Genomic DNA, 18,482 nt, shown 5'->3' on the forward strand with positions numbered 1-18,482 from the left:
AGGAAACATGAAAGAATGACTTATTATGATCAAGAAAACCAGTTTTTACGCCAGCAGTTACAGAAAGAAATCCCGATCTTGACAGCATTAATCCAGAAGTTGTATCAGGACCTGGACCGGAAGTTTCATTTGAACGGAGCAAAAATACCGGTAACATTTGGATTTGAGACAGATTCTCTGGGATCCTATACAAGGCAGAGTGCTCATGAAAAGGAACATTTTCATTTTTCCCTGCTCTTTGTTGCGTATGGAGTCAACAATCCGTTGTCAAAAGAGGACCGTATCGATTTATTCAAGCATGAATATGCGCATTACATGCAGTACAATATGCGGATACCTGAGAAGTATAAATGGCAGGCTGGAACACATGGAAGTGCGTGGAAATATTGTTGTTCTCTTATAGGTGCAGCACCGACACCTTATTATAAGGCAGGAGAGGCGCTGTTGGATCATAACTATGATAAAGTATTAAAAAGCCGGATTCATGATAAGACAGTGCCGATTCGAGATACGTATCAGCGCCAGCAGAAAGCACAGAAGCAGAAGGATGAAGTTGTTCAATATAAAATTGGAGACAATATCACACATCCGAAATTCGGAGATGGAATCATAGAAAAGATTAATCTGAGATCTGGTGGAGTTCATCTTCATATTCGGTTTGATGGTGAGGTGAAATGTATTGATCAGAAGTGGTTGATGAGGAGGAAATATACATAGGTTTATAAAAATTTCAGAAAGACAACATGGCAAAGATACTACAAATTATTATAGTAAAAATAAAGGAGGAACCTAGCTATGGACATATCTGATTTTATAGGAGCTGCAAAAACATTTCACGTTCTTGGAATAAAGGTCACAAAAGATGGCGACCTCATAAATGAATGGTACAGCGAACCCGAATGCCGTAGAAATATCTATTCTGCAACGAAGAGCTTCACATCCTGTGCAGTTGGTTTTGCTGTCCAGGAGGGATTATTGTCCTTGGATGAAAAACTGACCGATGCCTTTCCCGAAGATTTACCCGATGTGATCGATGATAATCTGAAAATGGCAACGGTTCGAGACCTGCTTACGATGTGTTTAGGACAGGAACAGGGCAGCCTTATGGGAGAACAGCGGCCATTATACCAAGAGGATGACTGGGTAAAAATGTCTTTGGCGATTCCGTTTCAATATAAGCCAGGTACACATTTTGTATATAATAATGTTGGTCCCTACCTGGCAGGCATTCTTGTACAGAGACGTTCCGGATGCGATCTGGTCTCTTATCTTACACCAAGGCTTTTTAAACATCTTGGAATCAAGCGGCCGACATGGGAGACAGATCCTCTTGGAAACAGTTTTGGCGCAGGTGGATTGTTCCTTACACTTTCTGAACTTCATAAATTCGGATTGTTTTACCTGAATAAGGGAAAATGGAATGGAAAACAGATTTTATCCGAAAAATGGATAGAAGAAAGTACAGCAGCATCCGATACAGACAATTATGGTTATCTTTTCTGGAGAGGAGAATACAATTCCTACCGGGCGGATGGAAAATATTCTCAGATTTCTATGATCCTTCCGGACAAGAATGCGGTTATTTCGATGGTCGCAGAATGCCGGAACGGGGAAGAACTTATGAGTGCTTTGTATGATTTGGTATGTGCAAAGTTATAGATTATTATTGCATAATTGTGAAAAAGGAAAGACCAAAAGAGCTCAAACAGCTCGTCTATATAAGATAGATGGGCTGGATTCCGAAGCTGATGAAGGTGCTGGAATTGATCTTGGAAGAAGGAAAATAATTGCCGATCCTCCGTTCCTGTGCTGAAATGATTCCGGCAAAAGATACAGGATTATGGATAAATTATATTTGATTGGAGATGGAGAAATGTTATTTATATGTTACCCAAAATGCTCAACCTGCCAGAAAGCGAAAAAATGGTTAGATGCACAGAAAATAGAATATACCGAGCGCAACATCGTGGATGTGAATCCAACCTGCGGTGAGTTAAAGGAATGGTATTCTAAGAGCGGCTTTCCACTTAAAAAGTTCTTTAATACCAGCGGCCTTCTTTATAAAGAAATGAAACTGAAGGACAAACTTCCTGCCATGAGCGAAGAGGAACAGCTGCAGCTTCTTGCCACGAATGGTATGCTGGTGAAACGCCCGCTGCTGATCGATGGTGATACCGTGCTGATCGGCTTTAAGGAAGCAGAATGGTCTGAAAAGCTGGGATGATTGGAGAAAGATTGGGAGTCAGATGAACGGATAGAGTAAATTCATTGCCGCATTTTCCCTTCTGTGCTAAAATGGTTTCCGGTATGAAAATTTAAGCAAAGAGAGGAACATGAAAATGAACGAAAAACGTACCGGCCTGTTCGAGAATGGCCTGATCTGGTTTGGGGCAGGTGTCTCGATTGCCGAAATCCTGACCGGAACCTACCTTGCACCGCTCGGCATGGGAAAAGGTCTGGCAGCGATTCTTATCGGCCATATCATCGGATGCCTGATGCTGTTTCTGGCGGGCGTGATCGGCGGAAGGGTCAGAAAAAGTGCCATGGAAACTGTAAAAATGAGTTTTGGACAGAAGGGAAGCATCCTTTTTGCTGTCCTGAATGTATTGCAGCTCGTTGGCTGGACCGCCATCATGATCTATGACGGAGCGCTCGCCGCAGACGGCGTAATGCATACGGGCAGATGGATCTGGTGCCTTGTGATCGGAGTCCTGATTATTCTCTGGATTGTGATCGGAATCACGAATCTTGGTAAAATCAACACGGTTGCCATGGCAGCATTATTTCTGCTTAGCCTGATCCTGAGCAAGGTCATCTTTGCCGGAGGCGGAGCAGGAGCGCCATCGGATGACAGTATGACATTCGGTGCAGCAGTAGAACTTGCGGTTGCGATGCCGTTATCCTGGCTGCCGCTGATCAGCGATTACACAAGAGAAGCAAAAGAACCGGTCAAAGCAACGGCCATCAGCGCGGTTGTCTATGGAATCGTCAGCTGCTGGATGTATGTGATTGGAATGGGAGCAGCGATCATCACCGGAGAATATGACATCGCGCAGATCATGCTGAAGGCAGGCCTTGGCATTGCGGGCCTTCTGATTATTGTATTTTCAACAGTAACAACGACATTTCTGGATGCCTACTCCGCAGGAATTTCCAGCGAGACCGTCGTAAGCAAATGGAATGGAAAGCATGTGGCCATCGTTGTCACCGTCATTGGAACCATCGCAGCGATTGTATATCCGATGGACAACATCACAGATTTCCTCTATCTGATCGGCTCGGTCTTTGCACCGATGATCGCAATTCAGATTGCCGACTTTTTCCTGCTGAAACGGGACAAGAGCAGCCTGGCCGTACATATTCCGAATCTGATCATCTGGGTGATTGGATTTGTGGTATACCGAATTCTGATGAACATCGACATGCCGCTGGGAAACACTCTGCCGGATATGGTGATTACGATTGTAATCTGTCTGATCGTTGGAAAATTTGTTTCATAAAAAGTGAATAAAAAGATCAGATGACTGTTCTGCCTGCATTTGAGCAGGCGGGGCAGTCATTTTGTGTGCCGAGCATGGCACTAATCTTGCTGGTGCAAGTCCAGTCACGGGTATTTACCGCCAAGTGTAGCGGACAATAAATTGTTTAATCCTCTTAATGTCCGTGTATAGCAGATTTGTTTGTACAGTTTTTCAAATTTGCTCATTTATAGCTATACATTTAAAAGTTTTGCACTTGCTTTTTATCTCACCAAGAAAATTGTAAGAGGGTCAGACCCCAATGTCTCTCACACGCTTTCTTTTATACTCTGCGAGATGCTTTTAATCCTCGATTGCTGCCTTACGGGCATTGATTGCCTTTATCACATCCATATCAAACTTGGGTTTACGTTCATAGGTATACAGACCGTTTAACTCCTGCTCCACATCATACAGCTGGGTATAGCAGAAGGCAAACATATGGGGATTGTCCAAAAGGGCATCGGTCAGTCCCTTATATCGGTTCAGGAATTCCTCCTTGGTAGCAGGACCTGCACCATAGCCCCAGCCATCCTTTTCAACACCTTCCTCGTCCCACTTGATACCGCCATACTCACTGATGAAGGTAGGGATACCCTTTACAGGTGTCTGCCTGTAGCCATGATTATCTTCCAAATCACCTCCCTGTTTAAAGGACTCGTAGGTTGCTGCAAACTTTGCCGGATCCTGCTCATAATTGTGTAAGTCATAGATGTCCGTCACCACATGATAATTTCCGCTGGTATCAATGCAGGGTCTGGTGGTGTCATACAGCTTTGTCATCTTATACACATTGGCCAGTAAGCTGTCATCCTGCCTTCTTCCCTCATAATCCCATGTCTCATTAAACGGACACCAGCCGATGATGGCGGGATGGTTGAAGTCTCTCTCCAAGGCTTCCATCCACTCAGGCAGGAAATATTTTAATGCTGCGGGATTGCTGTAATCCAGTCCCCAACAGCCCTGCTCGCCCCATACCAGATAGCCTGCTTTATCGCAGTGATACAAGAACAGAGGCTCAAATACCTTCTGATGGAGTCTTGCGCCGTTGAAGCCTGCAGCCATGGACAGTTCCACATCCTTGACAAGTGCTTCCTCTGTAGGCGCTGTGTAAATGCCATCCGGATAGAAGCCCTGATCCAGCACCAGTCTTTGGAACACGCTCTTATCGTTGATGAGGAATTTCTCTCCATCCAGTCTTACCTCACGCATACCAAAGTAGCTTTCTACCTTATCTTCTCCATAGGTTAATGTAAGGTCATACAGTCTGCCATGACCCGGCTCCCACTTTTCCAGACGGGACAAAGGAAGTGTCATGGTAACGGTGCCGCCCTCTGACTTTGCGCTTACGCTGCCACAGGGCTCTCCCCCATAAAAGGCCTTTGCTTCCAGTGTGCCCTGCCCCTTTACTACCGCCTTAATTCCCAGAGTTGCCTCTGCCAGGTTTGGATAATATTGCACTTTTTCAATGTAGCTTTCCGGTACCCACTCAAGCCATACCGTCTGCCAGATACCTGTCGTTCTGGTATAATCACAGCCTCTGGAGTAGAAGAAATGACTCTGCTTTCCCTTGGGCTGCTTTCCGCCTCTCACATCATCTGCTGCAAAAAGCGTAATGTCATTTTCTCCTTCCTTTACAAGCTTTGTAATATTAAACGTAAAGGAAACATAACCGCCCTGGTGTCTGCCTGCCTCTACTCCATTGATCCATACTCTTGCATCATAGTCCACTGCGCCGAAGTGTAAGAGAAGATCTCCCTTCAGCTCCTCCCCTGTCAATGTGATGGTACGGTGATACCATACGCCGGGGATAAAGTCCTTATAGCCGATTCCGCTCAGATCACTTTCCGGGCAGAAGGGCACCAGGATCTTCTTCTCCCAATCTGTCTTTCCTTCCTGCCATTTCTGATCTATGCCGCTGCATCCAAAGTCAAAGGAAAAATCCCATTCTCCATTCAGGTTTTTCCAATGCTCCCTCTTCATCTGGGGCTGGGGATGCTCCGGTCTGGGTATTTGTGTCATAATTTTGTCCTCCTGTGATCATTTATTTGGGTTGATTTCATTTTTATTTTATATAGTGAAAGCCATAGTTGACAGGCTTGCTCCTTTTTACTACAATGCTGTTATTACATTATTGCAATTTGCTTTCAAAAAATGGAGGAACCACCATGCCTCAGGAAATTACACGCACACAGATTGAAAAATACACTGTCTACACCGGCCCTACCGCGGAAAGCTTTTCTCCCATCATGGCCGGTATCACTTACCCGGATCCTGCCTATGAGATCCTGGTTTATCGCAGACCCCTGTGTGTGTTTGAATACGTTTTAAGCGGCCGTGGACATATCGAGCGAAACGGCAGTATCCTCACTGTAAATGCCGGAGATGCCTATATCCTTACTGCCGGCACCTACCACCACTACTATTCAGACAAAGTTGATCCCTGGACCAAGATCTGGTTCAATGTCAGCGGCAGTCTGGTACAGCATCTTCTCTCCGATTACGGCTTAGACGGTGTCACCCTGATCCCCCGCTTCCATAACGAAACACCTCTGACCCGGATCCTTGATGCCTTTACCGCCGACCCTGTACACTCTGCTGACAAGCTGGCTGTACTGCTCCATCAATATATTCAGGAGCTTGCGGATTTTCTGGCAAACAAAGTTCCCATCAATCCTACTGCACTGGCGATCCGCAATTATATCGATATGCACTTAACAGAAAGTCTGTCCTTGGATCATCTGGCAGATACCGTTTCCCTGTCCCGCTCCAGGCTCATCCACCTGTTCCAGGAGGTATATCATGTTGCTCCCTACCAGTATTACCTGTCCCAGAAATGCAAGCTGGCCCAGTCCATGCTAAGCCGCACCACTCTTCCTGTTTCTGCCATCTCCACACAGCTTGGGTTCTTAGACCCTCACCACTTTTCTTCCTTTTTCAAGAAACAGTGCGGTCTGTCCCCGGCTTCTTACAGAAAACTCCACACAGCGCCTGGGAATTTTCCCACCTAAGTATTATTCTTTCTAAAAATGGAACCAAGGCAACGAAACTACTTTTTTAAGTACTTTCATTGCCTTGGATTATAGTGCATTTTCTTTCTGTTTACGATACAAAATACAGCTAAAAAGGTATGAATTATTGCTACTACATATTTACTCCTAAGGGAGTCAATTATTTCTTACAGTACCTTCTCCTCATTTTTTTCCGGGGACAGGCACCGGAAGCTGTAGCCAATCTCGTGTGGTCTATATTTCTTTGGTGGTCACAGATCAACGATATACAGAAAATGTTAGCTTTGCAGAATAAGCTGCAGTCCAATCGGATTGATATGAAAGGGGTCATACAGGAATATCAGGAGACTCAGAGAACTGCTGAAGTGAGTGAGAAGAAACAAGCCTTTCTTCAGGATTTTAAAGAAATGATTACGGAGGCAATAAGGGCGTTAAAATCGGACACAGAATGGGCAGAGCTGGACTTATCAAAATACTTTGACACACTCAATCATGAAATTCTCATGAACTTACTTCGCAGGAATGAAAAGGATGAACGAGTGGTGCAGCTGATTAAGCGTTATCTGAAAAGCGGTGTAATGGAGAATGGAGTAGTCATGGAAGAAGTTTAAGTCAAAGCTGAAAGGATTATCTTCCCGTAAATCCGTACAGGCAATTAAACCAAGCTTTGTCGTAGCCGATGTATTCAAAATGAACATTCCAGTAGCGTGCCATAAGACGTAAGGTATCATATCCATAGCCGCTTCGTTTTCCGGTTTCATCCTGCATATGGTATCCGTCCATCTCAAAGAATCCCACGCGTATGGTTTCACGCTGTGAAATGGCTTCGGTGGCATAGGGCGATTGTGGATACAGTACGATCACACAGATAAATGTTAATAGTATTTCAAGATATTTTTGGTAGTTTGATATCATACAACATCCCCATTTCATAAGGAATCCCCATTTCCATTATGATTTTTATATATTTGTTTATAAAATATCATATCTTTTGGTATATATTGTCAATAAATGTTGATTTTATCGAGAGTTCATTGTATACTACAAAGTTTTATTCCATATATGGACAAAAAAAATTATGGATGTATACTATTGTAGTATTTACTAAAAAGCAAAAGCAGGAGGAAATAATACTGTGCGCGATGTACTGCGGGAAGAAAAGAAATTTCTACTTAATCAGGCAGAAGCATTAAAACTTCGGAATTATTTGTCAAATGTGGTTCATACTGACTCACATAACGGACCGGATGGTTATCAGGTACGTTCTTTGTACTTTGATTCTTTGTCAAATCGGGATTTTCAGGAAAAGGAAGATGGTCTGGAGTTAAGAAGGAAGTTTCGTTTGCGGGTATATAGTCCTGATGCGGATTTTGCACTGTTTGAAATGAAGCAGAAGCAGGGACCTTATCAGCGGAAGCGATCATTAAGATTATCCAGAAGGGAAGCGCAGGCTCTCATTGAGGGTGATTATTCTGTACTTTTAAACAGTGGCAGTGAGTTTGGACAGGAATGTTATTCAATTATGGAAATGTGGGCATACCGTCCTAAAACAGTTGTAGAATATGACAGATTTGCATTTATCGCGCCGGAAAATTCTATTCGAATAACTTTTGATTCTGGAATACGGGCTAATGAAGTAAATTTCAATATATTTGATAGAAATCTGGTGTTAAACAGTGTAATGTCTCCTTTTGCTGTAGTGTTGGAAGTAAAATATAACGGTTTTTTGTTAAGCTATATCAAGCATATGCTTCTGCCCGTTCAGAAAAGCGAGCTTTCTGTGAGCAAATACTGTATGGCAAGACAAATTGGCTGTGACTACAGATTTTAGGAGGAAAGGAAATGAAAGAGACGATTTATAACCTGCTTGCCCAGCAGGGGGATATGACCTGGCAGCAAATTACAATGCATATTCTGGTAAGTGCTGTCATTGGTCTGTTTATTTTTATTTCATATGTGATCTCACATAAGGGAACGATTTACAGTAAAAAATTTGGAGTAACACTAATCGTTCTGACTGTTATGACAGGAACAGTTATGACTGTCATAGGAAACAATATTGCATTGTCGCTTGGTATGGTCGGTGCATTATCTATCGTGCGTTTTCGAACTGCAATAAAAGATTCCAGAGATACTGTATATATTTTCTGGACGATCATTGTGGGAATATGTTGTGGAGTTGGAGATTATCTGGTTGCTGCAGTAGGCAGTTCTGCTATTTTTATTATCTTTCTTATCATGGGAGCAATCCGCAGTGATAACCGTATGCTTTTGATCATCCGTGCAAAAAGAAGCCGCTGTGAAAATATAGAATCCCAGGTCTTTCGTTATTTTGGGACTGGTGCCGTTCTTCGGGTAAAAAATACGACAGAGGAGAATGCTGAGTACATTTATGAATTATCCAGAAAAATACTGGAAAAAGTTCAGAAACAGCATCCGGCTTTAACAGATGATTTCTATAACCTTGGACAAATTGAAAGTGTTAATATTGTAGCTCAAAGCGATGAGATTTATAACTGATATGAAATATAAAATAATAGGATTTACATGCTGCTTTGCGGTTATTCTGATTGCCGTTTTTGCGCCATTGTTTTATAAGGACTACCGAAAAACAGAGAGAATTCATCAGCATGAACAGGAAATTCCCCAGGAACCATGTACGGATCCTGCGGATGGCGGTCTGTGTACATATCTTCCGATTGTCAAAATTGATACAGATGGGGTGGTAATCCCGGGAAGACCCATTAAGGATGATGGAAACAACCGCATTTATACACGTGCTGCTGATGGGGAAACTACAATTGCTGCTCAGATGGATATAATCGGAAATGACAGCAAAGAGTACCATCATGCAAATGAAACGGCAGATGTATCTTCTGCAATCCGCATACGAATGAGAGGTAATTCCTCAAGAGAGTTTGATAAGCCAAGCTATGCCATCAGACTTGTAGATAAAAAAGGGGAAAACAATCCGCTTTCCATTATGGGAATGGATGCGCACCATGAATGGGTATTATACGGTCCCTGGCTCGATAAAACAGCCATACGAAATTATATGTTTTACAATCTTGCCGGAGAAATGATGTCTTATGCGCCAAATGTAAGATTCTGCGAAGTAATTCTTAATGGTGAATATGAAGGTCTATATGTAATGACTGAAATGATAACCGGCGGAAAAGATGGCGCCAGGCTGGGACTTCGTGTAAATGCCAAGCGCAGCACATTTTCCGGATACCTGCTTCGCCTGGATCATCAGCATGCGGGCGAAGAAGCTTTAAACAGCTTTACAACGTATACCTACAAAACCCCCTTCATGCTGCAGATAGAATATCCCGGAAGCAGGAACAGGGATGCCAGACTGATAGAAGAAATCCGGCAGGATTTTTCAAATTTTGAAAAAACTCTGTACTCATATGATTAGCGCCTATTAGGAAAACACACTGTCAAAGGGGTTTGTAGCGGGGGTTAGCCCGCTACTGCGGTATCTTCCGTAATGTTAATTTCAATGTACTCGGCAATCTTGCGGAGCTCGTCAGCAAATTTGAATTTCACGCTGATATTGCCGTTTTCATAGACTTTGATATAGTCCACAAGTTCAACCAAGATTTCACGGTTGAGGGCTTCAATGTTCTGATACTTCATAAAGGCTACCAGTGCAGGATGCTCGTTGTCCACACCGTTTGCCAGTTCTGCGCGTTCAGCGTTCAGCCGGGTAAGCACCGCGGAAATATCAGAAGTCTGCCGTTCATAGTCAGCCTTCATATCCCGGTATTCCTGCTGGGTGATTTCACCGTCTTTCCAGTCCTGATAAAGAGATTGCTTGTAGCGTGTTATCTTTGTCAGTTCCCGCTCTTTTGCAGCTATCAGATCGTCCAGTCGGTAAGACTGGCTTTTTTTGATTGGAGCGGAATTGATCTGTGTGACGATTTCCGAGTAGGAAACAGCCAAATGCACCTGATGCTGTACAGCGAACAGAACAGCAGCCTCCAGCCGTTCATGCTTGATTGAGTGCATGGTGCAGGCTGTCCGGGAACGGTTCTTGTAGGTTGAGCAAGAATAATATACATTGTTATTCTTGCCAACGCATCGGGTAATGGCCCGCCCGCAATCGGCACATTTCAGAAAGCCGCTGAATAAATGTACCTCACGGCCTTTCGGGGAAGTACGGGTATCACGCTGTAAGAGAGCCTGTACCTTGTCGAAAGTTTCATAGTCGATAATGGCCTCATGCGTTCCAGCCACTTCTACCCATTCCTCGCGTGGAACAGCTTCAATCTGGTGTACCTTGTAGCTTTTCACCCGGCTTCGGCCTTGGGCTAAATCCCCGGTGTAGGTCGGATTGGTAAGAATGGAGTGGATCATGCGGACTCCCCACATAGGATCGTCATACCCTCTTGTCGAAACAGGCAAGCCCTTTTGTACCTTGTAAGCCGAGGGGCTCGGTACGCCGTGTTCGTTCAGGTACAGCGCGATAGCACGTTTTGATGACCCTTGAATAAGCATTGTGAAAATGAGTTTGACATTTTCAGCAGCATCAGGATCAACAATCAGTCTGTGCTTATCCTTTGGGTGCTTTACATAGCCGTAAGGAGCAAATGCTCCGATATACTGGCCGTTGCGCCGTTTGTAATCAAATACCTGCCGGATCTTTTTGGAAGTCTGATAGCAGTAATTATCGTTCATCACGTTTGTAATGGGAACGATGATATTTGAAACGCTGTCGGGGTTCTTGTAGCTGTCCACATTCTCAGCCAGGCTGATAAAGCGAACACCCATTTGAACAAACAGGTTGTCGATCAAACTTCCGGCATCGCTATAATTTCGTGCGAAGCGGGACAGGTCTTTTACTATAACGCAGTTGATTTTACCACTCATGACATCCGCCAAGAGCCGTTGAAAATCTTCACGGTTGGCGTCCGTTCCAGTATGACCATCATCCACATATTCCGTGATGCTTTCAAACTCGTCAATGTTGCGTCGGTAAAAATCGTTCAGTAGGTCACGCTGGTTCTTTACGCTGTTGCTATCGTCTTTTCCTTTTTTCAAATCTTCCTTTGAAAGCCGGATATAGATGCCCAGCCGCCAGCGGCGGATTGTGTAAGAGGGAGAGAAACTCTGCTGATACCCTCTGTTTTTTGCTCGTGCCATTGTTCCTCCTTCCCTATCACATTACACTTATATTATAACTCTGTCCGGGGAGGACAACAAGGATGCCTCCACTTCGGGACACTTTGTCTCGAAGAAGCAAAACGAGCTGTAACCGAAGTTACAGCCCGCTTCTTTGCCGCAGCAGGAAATCCGTCAGCTTGTCTTGGAGAGATGGCCCGCTTTCAGCAAATTCAATTTTCACGCCAACACCACCGATGCAAAAGCAGTATGGATTTTCTACCGCCTGCAAAAACAGAGCGATCCGCTCCTCCCGGGGGAGAGAGGTGTCAAAGGCCATACCGCTCACATCCGGCAGGGACTCGGGAGCCACTGCGCCGATGTCAACGCTTTTCATTTGTTCCAGTTCCTTTGCCGTTAATCTCACGGTAAAACCTCCTTATCAAAAATAGGATACGCCTCCCGCATATCGTGGGGAAACGCAAGAGGGCAGCACCTAAACGATGCCTCCCTTTTACCTTTTGTGTGGATATAAGCCTATCCGCCAATCCATCCGTCGATTTGACGGAAAATGGGCGTAGAAAAAGGACAGTCGATTTCTCGGCTGTCCTTTCGATATGAAGATAGCTCATTCAGTTTGCGGCAGGGTCTTGTTCTGATACTTCTTCAGCAGAAGTTTGGTTATTGGGGAGCGGGTCATACCCGTCTGGGTTTCCGTCGAGGTCTGTGCTATGATAGTTTTCATACAACCAGTATTTCCCGCCAATCCCAACGACGATGTTTTCGCCATATTGATAAACTTCTGAGCCAACAATAGGGTGATTTGCCTGGAAGTTTTCCTTGGGTATACCGTCCAAATAATTACCTGCGTCATTTGTGCCTTGGAAGTTGGTAACATCACTTTCGATGACGCCTAAATAAACAAAATCGTCTTTCAATTCGTTGAACGATGTTTGCGAAGTGGACTGCTTATACAGGGTGTCGTTAACATAAATCATCGGTGCCGCGTCTGCTATACCCGGAGTAGTAACACTATTGTTGTGGGAAAAAAAGGGAATTGCCACAACGCATACTAAAACCAAACAAGCTGCAATAGCTCCCCATTTAGCCCAGATGGGCTTCTTTGCTTTTTGATATACCCTTGCCTCGCTGACATATTTCTCGTTGATATCGCCGAGGACTTCATACAGTTTTTCGTTAGTCATAGTTCAAAGCCCCTTTCTAAAAGGTAGTTGTGTAGTTTAAGGCGGAGGCGGTTAAGGGTCATTGATACTGCCCCATCATTCATGCCGTGCCGGACAGCAATTTCTGAAATGTTATCGGTGTACCAGTATCGGCTGATAAAAATACTTCTTTTCTCTGGAGAAAGACTATCCAGAAATGTATCAATGGCTTTCGTGAGTTCCTTTTGGTCAAATGCCTGTTCAACCTCATCCTTGCCAGATACCAGGTCTGAAAGTTCCTCCAAAACCACAGGCAACTCTCCACCACCTCGTTTGTCGGCAGTGTTATGCTTGTATCGGTTAAACGATAAGTTGCGGACTATTTTCCCAAGGAATGAAGATAGAATGCTCGGCCTATGCGGTGGCATGGAGTTCCATGCGTTCAAGTATGTATCGTTCACGCATTCCTCTGTGTCCTCATGGTTGCCCAGTATGTTCTTGGCAATCGAGGTACAGTAGCTTTCATACTTGTCTGCTGTTGCGGGGATTGCCTGCTCATTCCTATCCCAGTATAACTGGACTATATTTGCGTCATCCATCAGTGTTCACCTCACTTTCAAACTTACCCTTTCACCTATATACACAACTTTTGAACTCAAATCTCACATATTTTTTCAAATATTTTTCTATCCCATAATACCACAATGTTCTACAATTTGGGCATGAAAAGATGCCAAAGTTGCCTTCGGCTCTTTTCGGTATCCAGTACCGGTTAAGTGCGTGATTTAGTGAAATCACCGGAGTTCTACCCTATCCACACAAAGGTTAAAAGGGAGAACGATGCTGCCCTCTTGCCTCACTCCATGTAAGTATAAATATAGAGAACGCCGCTCCCATTTTCTTGCCCTGTCCAAAGACAACCATGCTCAGAGCGGCGTTCCCTCGCAGATAAGAGGGCGGCCCGGAGTGACAGGCGGCCAGCCTGTCCTATGCCGGATCGTGGCCGTGGGGTGGCCCGGCCCAGTTGCGGTGTTGGTGTTGTTCGCTCGTTCTTCCAAAGAAAAAGTCACAGCGCACCCGCCGCCCGGCTCCCCGGACTATGCCCGGGGCCGCCGCTGTTTATCTGCGGAAAGAAGAATATCCCCTTTCATAAATCGAGACATTTTTTCATCATTTCCAAGTGGGGAAAATGAAAAAATCAAAAAGTTTTTTTCATGCGCTCAAGGCCACGCTTGATCGACTGGCGGACAGACTCCTCATGTACGCCCTCGACCTCGGCAATTTCCTTGATGCTCTTTCCGAGAATGATGTGGGCATCAATCCTGCGGCCCTGGATCTCCGGCAAAGAGTTGAGTGCATTCCATAGACGGATGAACAGCTCCATACGCTCCAGTAGCTCCTGGGGCGTTGGCTCATGCAGGCAGGCGGAATATTCGATCCCGTCATCGCAGTCCAGAGAATATTGCGCCTTATGCCGGGAGAGCCGCCGCTGGTAGGCCATTTCGTGTCGGGCATCGGACACAAACACTTCGGCTACCTCGTCAGAAACCTCGATAAACTGATCCTGTGTGTACCAATAATAAAAACCCTTCAGATTGATTGTAGTCATAAATAAACCTCCGTTTCGGTGTTGGGTGGATGAGTGACCGAAACGGGGCTTGGCGGAGAGCGGCATCCTGGGGAGCCGCCCCGCACCTCGGGACAATTTGTCTCGAAGTACAAAAAAGCGCCCGCACAGCAAGACACTATGCAGACGCATGAAATTACATTATCATAATTGTACTGATATATTGTACCTTCATAGCCAGACTGTCCCGGAGGGGGAGCTATGCTTTTTTTAGCTGGTGAAGGTCATGGGAATTGTGAGAAAGTAAGATGGACACGGCGACACCCTCCTATGGGCCGCCGTGGGGTTACTGAATATCCAAAGAGAAACGGCGGCTCTGAAAATCAAAGCCGCCGTTTCAAATGGGCGTGTCAAATTGTCTGCTCTACGACGGCTTTTTTTCTTTTGCCGTCGTGCGGCAGTTAAATGGTTTGTTTAGTTATGGCTTGCATTACCTATGGGTTGGTTTCCAGACATTCCGGCCTGTGTATGCTCGTCAAACTCCTCTTGACTGTATTTCTCGATGCCAGTTAATGTTCCGTGATGTTCGCTGTTCAAGTGGCCGTAATCACGAACGGTATAAATGTCTATTGTGCCAACACCACTTCCAAGCGTTCTCATCTCGCCTCGGAATTTTCCGCTGGTGAGACTTTCACCATTAGAAGTGAGAACATCCCGGAAATAGCGGACTTCCTCACCATTGAAATACCACTGATCTTTTTCGGCATCATAGGTTACTCCAAATGCCTCATACTCTGCAACGAGCTTTGCAGTTTCGCTATCTTCAAGCGGCGTTCCTGCCACAGCAACGGATGTGCTGTTTTTCAACGCCTCAATATCCCGTGCGTCAAATTCCTGCTGGGTAAACTCTTTTAAGCCAATCAGCTTACCCGCCGGATCAACGGAGCCGTCAGCCGCTTTTGAAAAGCTCTCTAAATCCCGTACAGCATACACATCTACTGTGCCGTTCTCATTTAGAAAATCAATACCGGCGGTTTCATTGTTACTGATGGGATAATAGTCCTCAAACCAGCGAACCAAATTCCCGTTATAGGTAAGTTCATCTTTGACCGCGTCATAGGTCATCCCGTATTGTTCATAAGGTGCAAACATTTTTTCTTTGTCTGCGGCGGAGAGTGCCGAGCTGTCCTCGCTGTTTCCCAGCGCCTCAGAGCCGCCAAGAGGTTGACTGATTTCTTCCTTGATAACGGGATTGCCTTGTTCCTGGCTGTTCTGTGGTGTCGTGCTGCATCCAGCCAAACAGCCTAACAAGAGCACGGACGCAGCGCATAATGCAATTCGTTTCATAGTTTTTACCAATCCTTTCTTTGAATGTACCCCAAGTATAGCAAAGCATTTTGGGATACCTTTGGGATTAGTTTGTGATTTATGTGTAGTTAAAAAAGCGGCAGGTTGTTCACCTGCCGCTGATTGTCTGCTAAATCGTGAAGAAGAATTTAACACCGTTTTCTGTGTTGCAAGCCTCACAATAGCTGTTATGTTGTTGTAAAATTCTTTGAACCATATAAAGCCCTAAGCCGCTGCCGCCTGTTCTTCTACTGCGGGATTGCTCCATACGATAAAAAGCGTCAAACAATTTGGGAATATCATCTTCTGGTATATGTGTACCTGTGTTCTCTACGGAGAACAAAAAGCGTCCGTTGGTATTTTGTAAAATAATATCAACGCTTGCTCCATGCGGCGAATACTTTACAGCATTTGAAATCAAATTGGAGAACACCTTTTCAATCAGTAATTTGTTCCCGTTGATAAAAGCGGGAGACTGTATAGCAAGATGTATTTGCAGCTCTTTTGTTGCCACTAAATCATCAATCTCCCTCAAATAGCCATGTATCATGGGAGCGCAATCAAAATGCTCCATTTTGAAATCGACATTGGTTTCCAGCCTTGAAATCGTTAATATTTCCTGCACCATCGTTTCAAGCGTAGCCGCAACTTCCAAGGATCGGGCAAGATACTTTTCGTGGTCTTTATATGCCCCTATACCCAATAGCATCCCCTCTAATTGACCCTTGATAATGGTGATAGGGGTTTTCAGTTCATGGGAAGCGGAAGAAAAGAAATCCTGTTGTGCCCGTTCCAGCGCCTTTTGATGTTCAATATCCTTTTGGAGCTGGAGATTTGCACTTTGCAACTCCTCCAAGGTAGCAGATAGTTTCCGGGACAGCGTATTCAAGCTATTCTCCAGTACACCCAGCTCGTCAGAACGGCGTTCCTCAAGTTGCCATTCCAGCCGCATATCAGACATTTCTTTAGAAATCCGACTGATTTTTAATACCGGGTTTGTAATGATACGAGAATACCCCCAAGCAGTTGCCAATGATACAAGGAGAATAACGCAAAACAAAATCGGTAATACGCTTACAAATGATTGCCGCAGTTCTGCGATTTGAGAGGCTTCTCCATAAACTGTTAAAATATATTGGCTATTATCATCTGCAAATGAGAAGTAATAGCTGTTGGATATAATCGGCACACTTTCATAAGATGTTCCGCCAAGAGCCTCCCCGGTGATCCCATCGTTAAAGTTATTTTGGTTAGACGGTGTTTCCATCAGAACACCATCAGCAGTATAAAGCTCCACCATGCTAATCGTTGTGTTTTGAAGAAACTGATCAAAAAGTCCGCCGCTATCCTGCATACGGATATGTTCTAATTCATATATAAAGTCGCTTGTCTGTTCATCTAATGCCGCATTGAGATTGTTAGAATAGGTTTGAGGCATATACCAAGCCAAAACGCCATAGACAAGAAAGCTCACGCAGAGCAAAACTGTCACAGTCAGAATAAAGACTTTAGCAAACAGACTGCCTTTAATTCTCTTTATCAACTTTATATCCCACCCCTCTGATTGTTTGAATGAAATCTATTCCCAACTTTTTGCGTAGATTTTTGATATGGGTATCAACAACACGCTCGTCCCCATAAAAATCATATCGCCACAGCTTATCCAACAAGTTCTGCCGGGTCAATATCCGACCTTGATGGGTTAACAGTTCCCGCAGTATTTCAAATTCCTTTTGTGTCAGTTCAAAATTAGTTCCGTCCACTGTGGCGGTGTAGCCGTCACAGTTCAAACGCAAATTGCCATAAGTAATGATTTGATACTTTTCATCTGTTCCCCGGTTACTGCGCCGAAGTACAGCCGCAATTTTGCGGAGCAGGACAGGCATAGAAAACGGTTTTGTAATGTAGTCATCCACCTGCAAATCCAATCCTTTAATCTGATCTTCTTCTCCGCTTAATGCGGTTAGCATGATGATAGGAACATCAGATTGTTTGCGTATCAATTCACAGACACCGTAACCGTCAATTTTGGGGAGCATAATGTCCAACACAATCAAGTCATATCGTTCTCCCGCAAATAAAGATAGTGCCTCGACACCATCATTTGCAACAGCTACTTCATATCCTGCTTCTTGTAAAAAATTCTGTAAAAGTTCTTGAATATCAAAATCGTCCTCAACGACTAAAATCCTTTGCATAATAACACCTCCAAAGATAGCGTATCATAGATTTTTGTGATTAAAGTGTAGTTTTCAAATTTTCTTTCTGTTATTATACCTTGTCCGTGTAACATCGGCAACCTTGCCGACGGGCAATAAAATACTACCAAAACATAAAATTGTGTTTCGTTCTCATAGTCAAACCCGAAATGTAAAATAATATAGGGGTGATATGAGAATGTACCAAGACACCAGACGGCTTGACTTCCACGCATTAGGCCGGGAGATCAAGCGCAAGAGAGAGGCAAAAGGTTGGACGCAGGAATATCTTGCACAGCTTGTAGACCGTACCCCACGCTCTATCATGTATTTTGAAAACCGGGGTCAGCATCCAAGTCTGAATACCTTTTACCAAATCGTCACCTTGCTGGACATTTCCGTAGACCAATTCTTTTATCCTGACAGGCAGAATAGCGAAAGCGACTGCCGCCAGCATATTGACAGGCTGCTCAATACAATGGACGAAAAGGAATTGACGGTCATGGAGGCCACAGCAGAGGGACTACAAAAAGCCAGAGAAACGGAGGTCAAGTAAAGAGGGCCTTCGTTTT

19 protein-coding genes and 1 pseudogene are annotated in these 18,482 nt (G+C 44.5%); 10 read left to right on the top strand and 10 right to left on the bottom strand.

Features of this window, described 5'->3' with window-relative positions:
* The first annotated feature begins 15 nt into the window (after positions 1–15).
* The 4 genes from DW743_RS13005 to cytX all read left to right on the top strand — a co-directional run bounded on the left by DW743_RS13005 (position 16) and on the right by cytX (position 3,500).
* Positions 16–717: a hypothetical protein gene (locus DW743_RS13005; RefSeq protein WP_117761815.1), complete on the top strand. Its 702-nt coding sequence runs from the start codon at positions 16–18 to the stop codon at positions 715–717.
* Positions 718–795: 78 nt separating this feature from the next.
* Positions 796–1,659 (top strand): serine hydrolase domain-containing protein, encoded by an 864-nt coding sequence (locus DW743_RS13010; protein WP_055228665.1) that lies wholly within the window; start codon positions 796–798, stop codon positions 1,657–1,659.
* 214 nt (positions 1,660–1,873) lie between these two features.
* The gene (locus tag DW743_RS13015) at positions 1,874–2,224 is read left to right on the top strand and encodes an arsenate reductase family protein (RefSeq protein WP_022462799.1); all 351 of its coding nucleotides are present in this window, start codon (positions 1,874–1,876) and stop codon (positions 2,222–2,224) included.
* Between the two features lie 115 nt (positions 2,225–2,339).
* On the top strand, positions 2,340–3,500 hold the full coding sequence (cytX, locus tag DW743_RS13020; RefSeq protein ID WP_022462800.1) for a putative hydroxymethylpyrimidine transporter CytX: 1,161 nt from the start codon (positions 2,340–2,342) through the stop codon (positions 3,498–3,500).
* Between the two features lie 321 nt (positions 3,501–3,821).
* On the opposite strand, the gene DW743_RS13025 is transcribed toward cytX, so the two are convergent.
* The gene (locus DW743_RS13025) at positions 3,822–5,540 is read right to left on the bottom strand and encodes a glycoside hydrolase family 2 protein (protein ID WP_117510845.1); all 1,719 of its coding nucleotides are present in this window, start codon (positions 5,538–5,540) and stop codon (positions 3,822–3,824) included.
* A gap of 146 nt (positions 5,541–5,686) precedes the next feature.
* Here DW743_RS13025 and DW743_RS13030 point away from each other — a divergent pair, with 146 nt between their 5' ends.
* On the top strand, positions 5,687–6,529 hold the full coding sequence (locus DW743_RS13030; RefSeq protein ID WP_055228666.1) for an AraC family transcriptional regulator: 843 nt from the start codon (positions 5,687–5,689) through the stop codon (positions 6,527–6,529).
* 458 nt (positions 6,530–6,987) lie between these two features.
* Positions 6,988–7,131: pseudogene (locus tag DW743_RS18960) on the top strand (group II intron reverse transcriptase/maturase); the annotation flags it as partial.
* 25 nt (positions 7,132–7,156) lie between these two features.
* Here the strand turns inward: DW743_RS18960 and DW743_RS17880 are convergent.
* Positions 7,157–7,444 (bottom strand): hypothetical protein, encoded by a 288-nt coding sequence (locus tag DW743_RS17880; protein WP_118700397.1) that lies wholly within the window; start codon positions 7,442–7,444, stop codon positions 7,157–7,159.
* 220 nt (positions 7,445–7,664) lie between these two features.
* Between DW743_RS17880 and DW743_RS13040 the strand changes: the two genes are divergently transcribed.
* From DW743_RS13040 to DW743_RS13050, 3 genes are read left to right on the top strand one after another with little or no spacing between them, the layout of a single operon-like run.
* Positions 7,665–8,360, top strand: coding sequence for a polyphosphate polymerase domain-containing protein (locus tag DW743_RS13040; RefSeq protein ID WP_117510843.1), 696 nt, complete (start codon positions 7,665–7,667; stop codon positions 8,358–8,360).
* An 11-nt stretch (positions 8,361–8,371) separates the two neighbouring features.
* Positions 8,372–9,049 carry a DUF4956 domain-containing protein gene (locus tag DW743_RS13045; protein ID WP_117510841.1) on the top strand — a complete coding sequence of 226 codons (678 nt, stop codon included), beginning with the start codon at positions 8,372–8,374 and terminating at the stop codon, positions 9,047–9,049.
* Between the two features lies 1 nt (position 9,050).
* Positions 9,051–9,950 carry a CotH kinase family protein gene (locus tag DW743_RS13050; protein WP_158568573.1) on the top strand — a complete coding sequence of 300 codons (900 nt, stop codon included), beginning with the start codon at positions 9,051–9,053 and terminating at the stop codon, positions 9,948–9,950.
* Between the two features lie 44 nt (positions 9,951–9,994).
* Here DW743_RS13050 and DW743_RS13055 read toward each other — a convergent pair whose 3' ends face one another.
* From DW743_RS13055 to DW743_RS13090, 8 genes are all read right to left on the bottom strand, one after another.
* Positions 9,995–11,677 (bottom strand): recombinase family protein, encoded by a 1,683-nt coding sequence (locus DW743_RS13055; RefSeq protein ID WP_117761817.1) that lies wholly within the window; start codon positions 11,675–11,677, stop codon positions 9,995–9,997.
* A gap of 118 nt (positions 11,678–11,795) precedes the next feature.
* The gene (locus DW743_RS13060; protein ID WP_117761818.1) at positions 11,796–12,062 is read right to left on the bottom strand and encodes a DUF6870 family protein; all 267 of its coding nucleotides are present in this window, start codon (positions 12,060–12,062) and stop codon (positions 11,796–11,798) included.
* A 205-nt stretch (positions 12,063–12,267) separates the two neighbouring features.
* Positions 12,268–12,840: an entericidin like toxin protein gene (locus tag DW743_RS13065; protein WP_117761819.1), complete on the bottom strand. Its 573-nt coding sequence runs from the start codon at positions 12,838–12,840 to the stop codon at positions 12,268–12,270.
* Positions 12,837–13,397 (bottom strand): RNA polymerase sigma factor, encoded by a 561-nt coding sequence (locus DW743_RS13070; RefSeq protein ID WP_117761820.1) that lies wholly within the window; start codon positions 13,395–13,397, stop codon positions 12,837–12,839. The genes DW743_RS13065 and DW743_RS13070 overlap by 4 nt, the downstream gene beginning before the upstream one ends.
* Positions 13,398–13,996: 599 nt before the next feature.
* Positions 13,997–14,407 (bottom strand): sigma-70 family RNA polymerase sigma factor, encoded by a 411-nt coding sequence (locus tag DW743_RS13075; protein ID WP_117761821.1) that lies wholly within the window; start codon positions 14,405–14,407, stop codon positions 13,997–13,999.
* Positions 14,408–14,839: 432 nt separating this feature from the next.
* A complete protein-coding gene (locus DW743_RS13080) occupies positions 14,840–15,712 on the bottom strand; it encodes a hypothetical protein (protein WP_117761822.1) in 873 nt (290 codons plus the stop codon).
* A gap of 130 nt (positions 15,713–15,842) precedes the next feature.
* Positions 15,843–17,255, bottom strand: a complete 1,413-nt coding sequence (locus DW743_RS13085) for a sensor histidine kinase (RefSeq protein ID WP_117761823.1) — start codon at positions 17,253–17,255, stop codon at positions 15,843–15,845.
* Positions 17,239–17,910, bottom strand: coding sequence for a response regulator transcription factor (locus DW743_RS13090; RefSeq protein ID WP_117567781.1), 672 nt, complete (start codon positions 17,908–17,910; stop codon positions 17,239–17,241). Before DW743_RS13090 ends, DW743_RS13085 begins: the two co-directional genes overlap by 17 nt.
* 199 nt (positions 17,911–18,109) lie before the next feature.
* Here DW743_RS13090 and DW743_RS13095 point away from each other — a divergent pair, with 199 nt between their 5' ends.
* Entirely contained in the window at positions 18,110–18,466 is a 357-nt protein-coding gene (locus tag DW743_RS13095) for a helix-turn-helix transcriptional regulator (RefSeq protein WP_117761824.1), read from the top strand.
* The last annotated feature ends 16 nt before the right edge of the window (positions 18,467–18,482 follow it).

It is taken from the genome of Blautia sp. AM28-27, from assembly GCF_003480905.1.
GTDB lineage: Bacteria > Bacillota > Clostridia > Lachnospirales > Lachnospiraceae > Fusicatenibacter > Fusicatenibacter saccharivorans.

What these genes read in the sequence shown, in the direction of transcription:
- DW743_RS13005 (WP_117761815.1), top strand. Translation starts at nt 16, where the DNA reads ATGACTTATTATGATCAAGAAAACCAGTTTTTACGCCAGCAGTTACAG.
- DW743_RS13010 (WP_055228665.1), top strand. Translation starts at nt 796, where the DNA reads ATGGACATATCTGATTTTATAGGAGCTGCAAAAACATTTCACGTTCTT.
- DW743_RS13015 (WP_022462799.1), top strand. Translation starts at nt 1,874, where the DNA reads ATGTTATTTATATGTTACCCAAAATGCTCAACCTGCCAGAAAGCGAAA.
- cytX (WP_022462800.1), top strand. Translation starts at nt 2,340, where the DNA reads ATGAACGAAAAACGTACCGGCCTGTTCGAGAATGGCCTGATCTGGTTT.
- DW743_RS13025 (WP_117510845.1), bottom strand. Translation starts at nt 5,540, where the DNA reads ATGACACAAATACCCAGACCGGAGCATCCCCAGCCCCAGATGAAGAGG.
- DW743_RS13030 (WP_055228666.1), top strand. Translation starts at nt 5,687, where the DNA reads ATGCCTCAGGAAATTACACGCACACAGATTGAAAAATACACTGTCTAC.
- DW743_RS17880 (WP_118700397.1), bottom strand. Translation starts at nt 7,444, where the DNA reads ATGATATCAAACTACCAAAAATATCTTGAAATACTATTAACATTTATC.
- DW743_RS13045 (WP_117510841.1), top strand. Translation starts at nt 8,372, where the DNA reads ATGAAAGAGACGATTTATAACCTGCTTGCCCAGCAGGGGGATATGACC.
- DW743_RS13050 (WP_158568573.1), top strand. Translation starts at nt 9,051, where the DNA reads ATGAAATATAAAATAATAGGATTTACATGCTGCTTTGCGGTTATTCTG.
- DW743_RS13055 (WP_117761817.1), bottom strand. Translation starts at nt 11,677, where the DNA reads ATGGCACGAGCAAAAAACAGAGGGTATCAGCAGAGTTTCTCTCCCTCT.
- DW743_RS13065 (WP_117761819.1), bottom strand. Translation starts at nt 12,840, where the DNA reads ATGACTAACGAAAAACTGTATGAAGTCCTCGGCGATATCAACGAGAAA.
- DW743_RS13070 (WP_117761820.1), bottom strand. Translation starts at nt 13,397, where the DNA reads ATGGATGACGCAAATATAGTCCAGTTATACTGGGATAGGAATGAGCAG.
- DW743_RS13075 (WP_117761821.1), bottom strand. Translation starts at nt 14,407, where the DNA reads ATGACTACAATCAATCTGAAGGGTTTTTATTATTGGTACACACAGGAT.
- DW743_RS13080 (WP_117761822.1), bottom strand. Translation starts at nt 15,712, where the DNA reads ATGAAACGAATTGCATTATGCGCTGCGTCCGTGCTCTTGTTAGGCTGT.
- DW743_RS13090 (WP_117567781.1), bottom strand. Translation starts at nt 17,910, where the DNA reads ATGCAAAGGATTTTAGTCGTTGAGGACGATTTTGATATTCAAGAACTT.
- DW743_RS13095 (WP_117761824.1), top strand. Translation starts at nt 18,110, where the DNA reads ATGTACCAAGACACCAGACGGCTTGACTTCCACGCATTAGGCCGGGAG.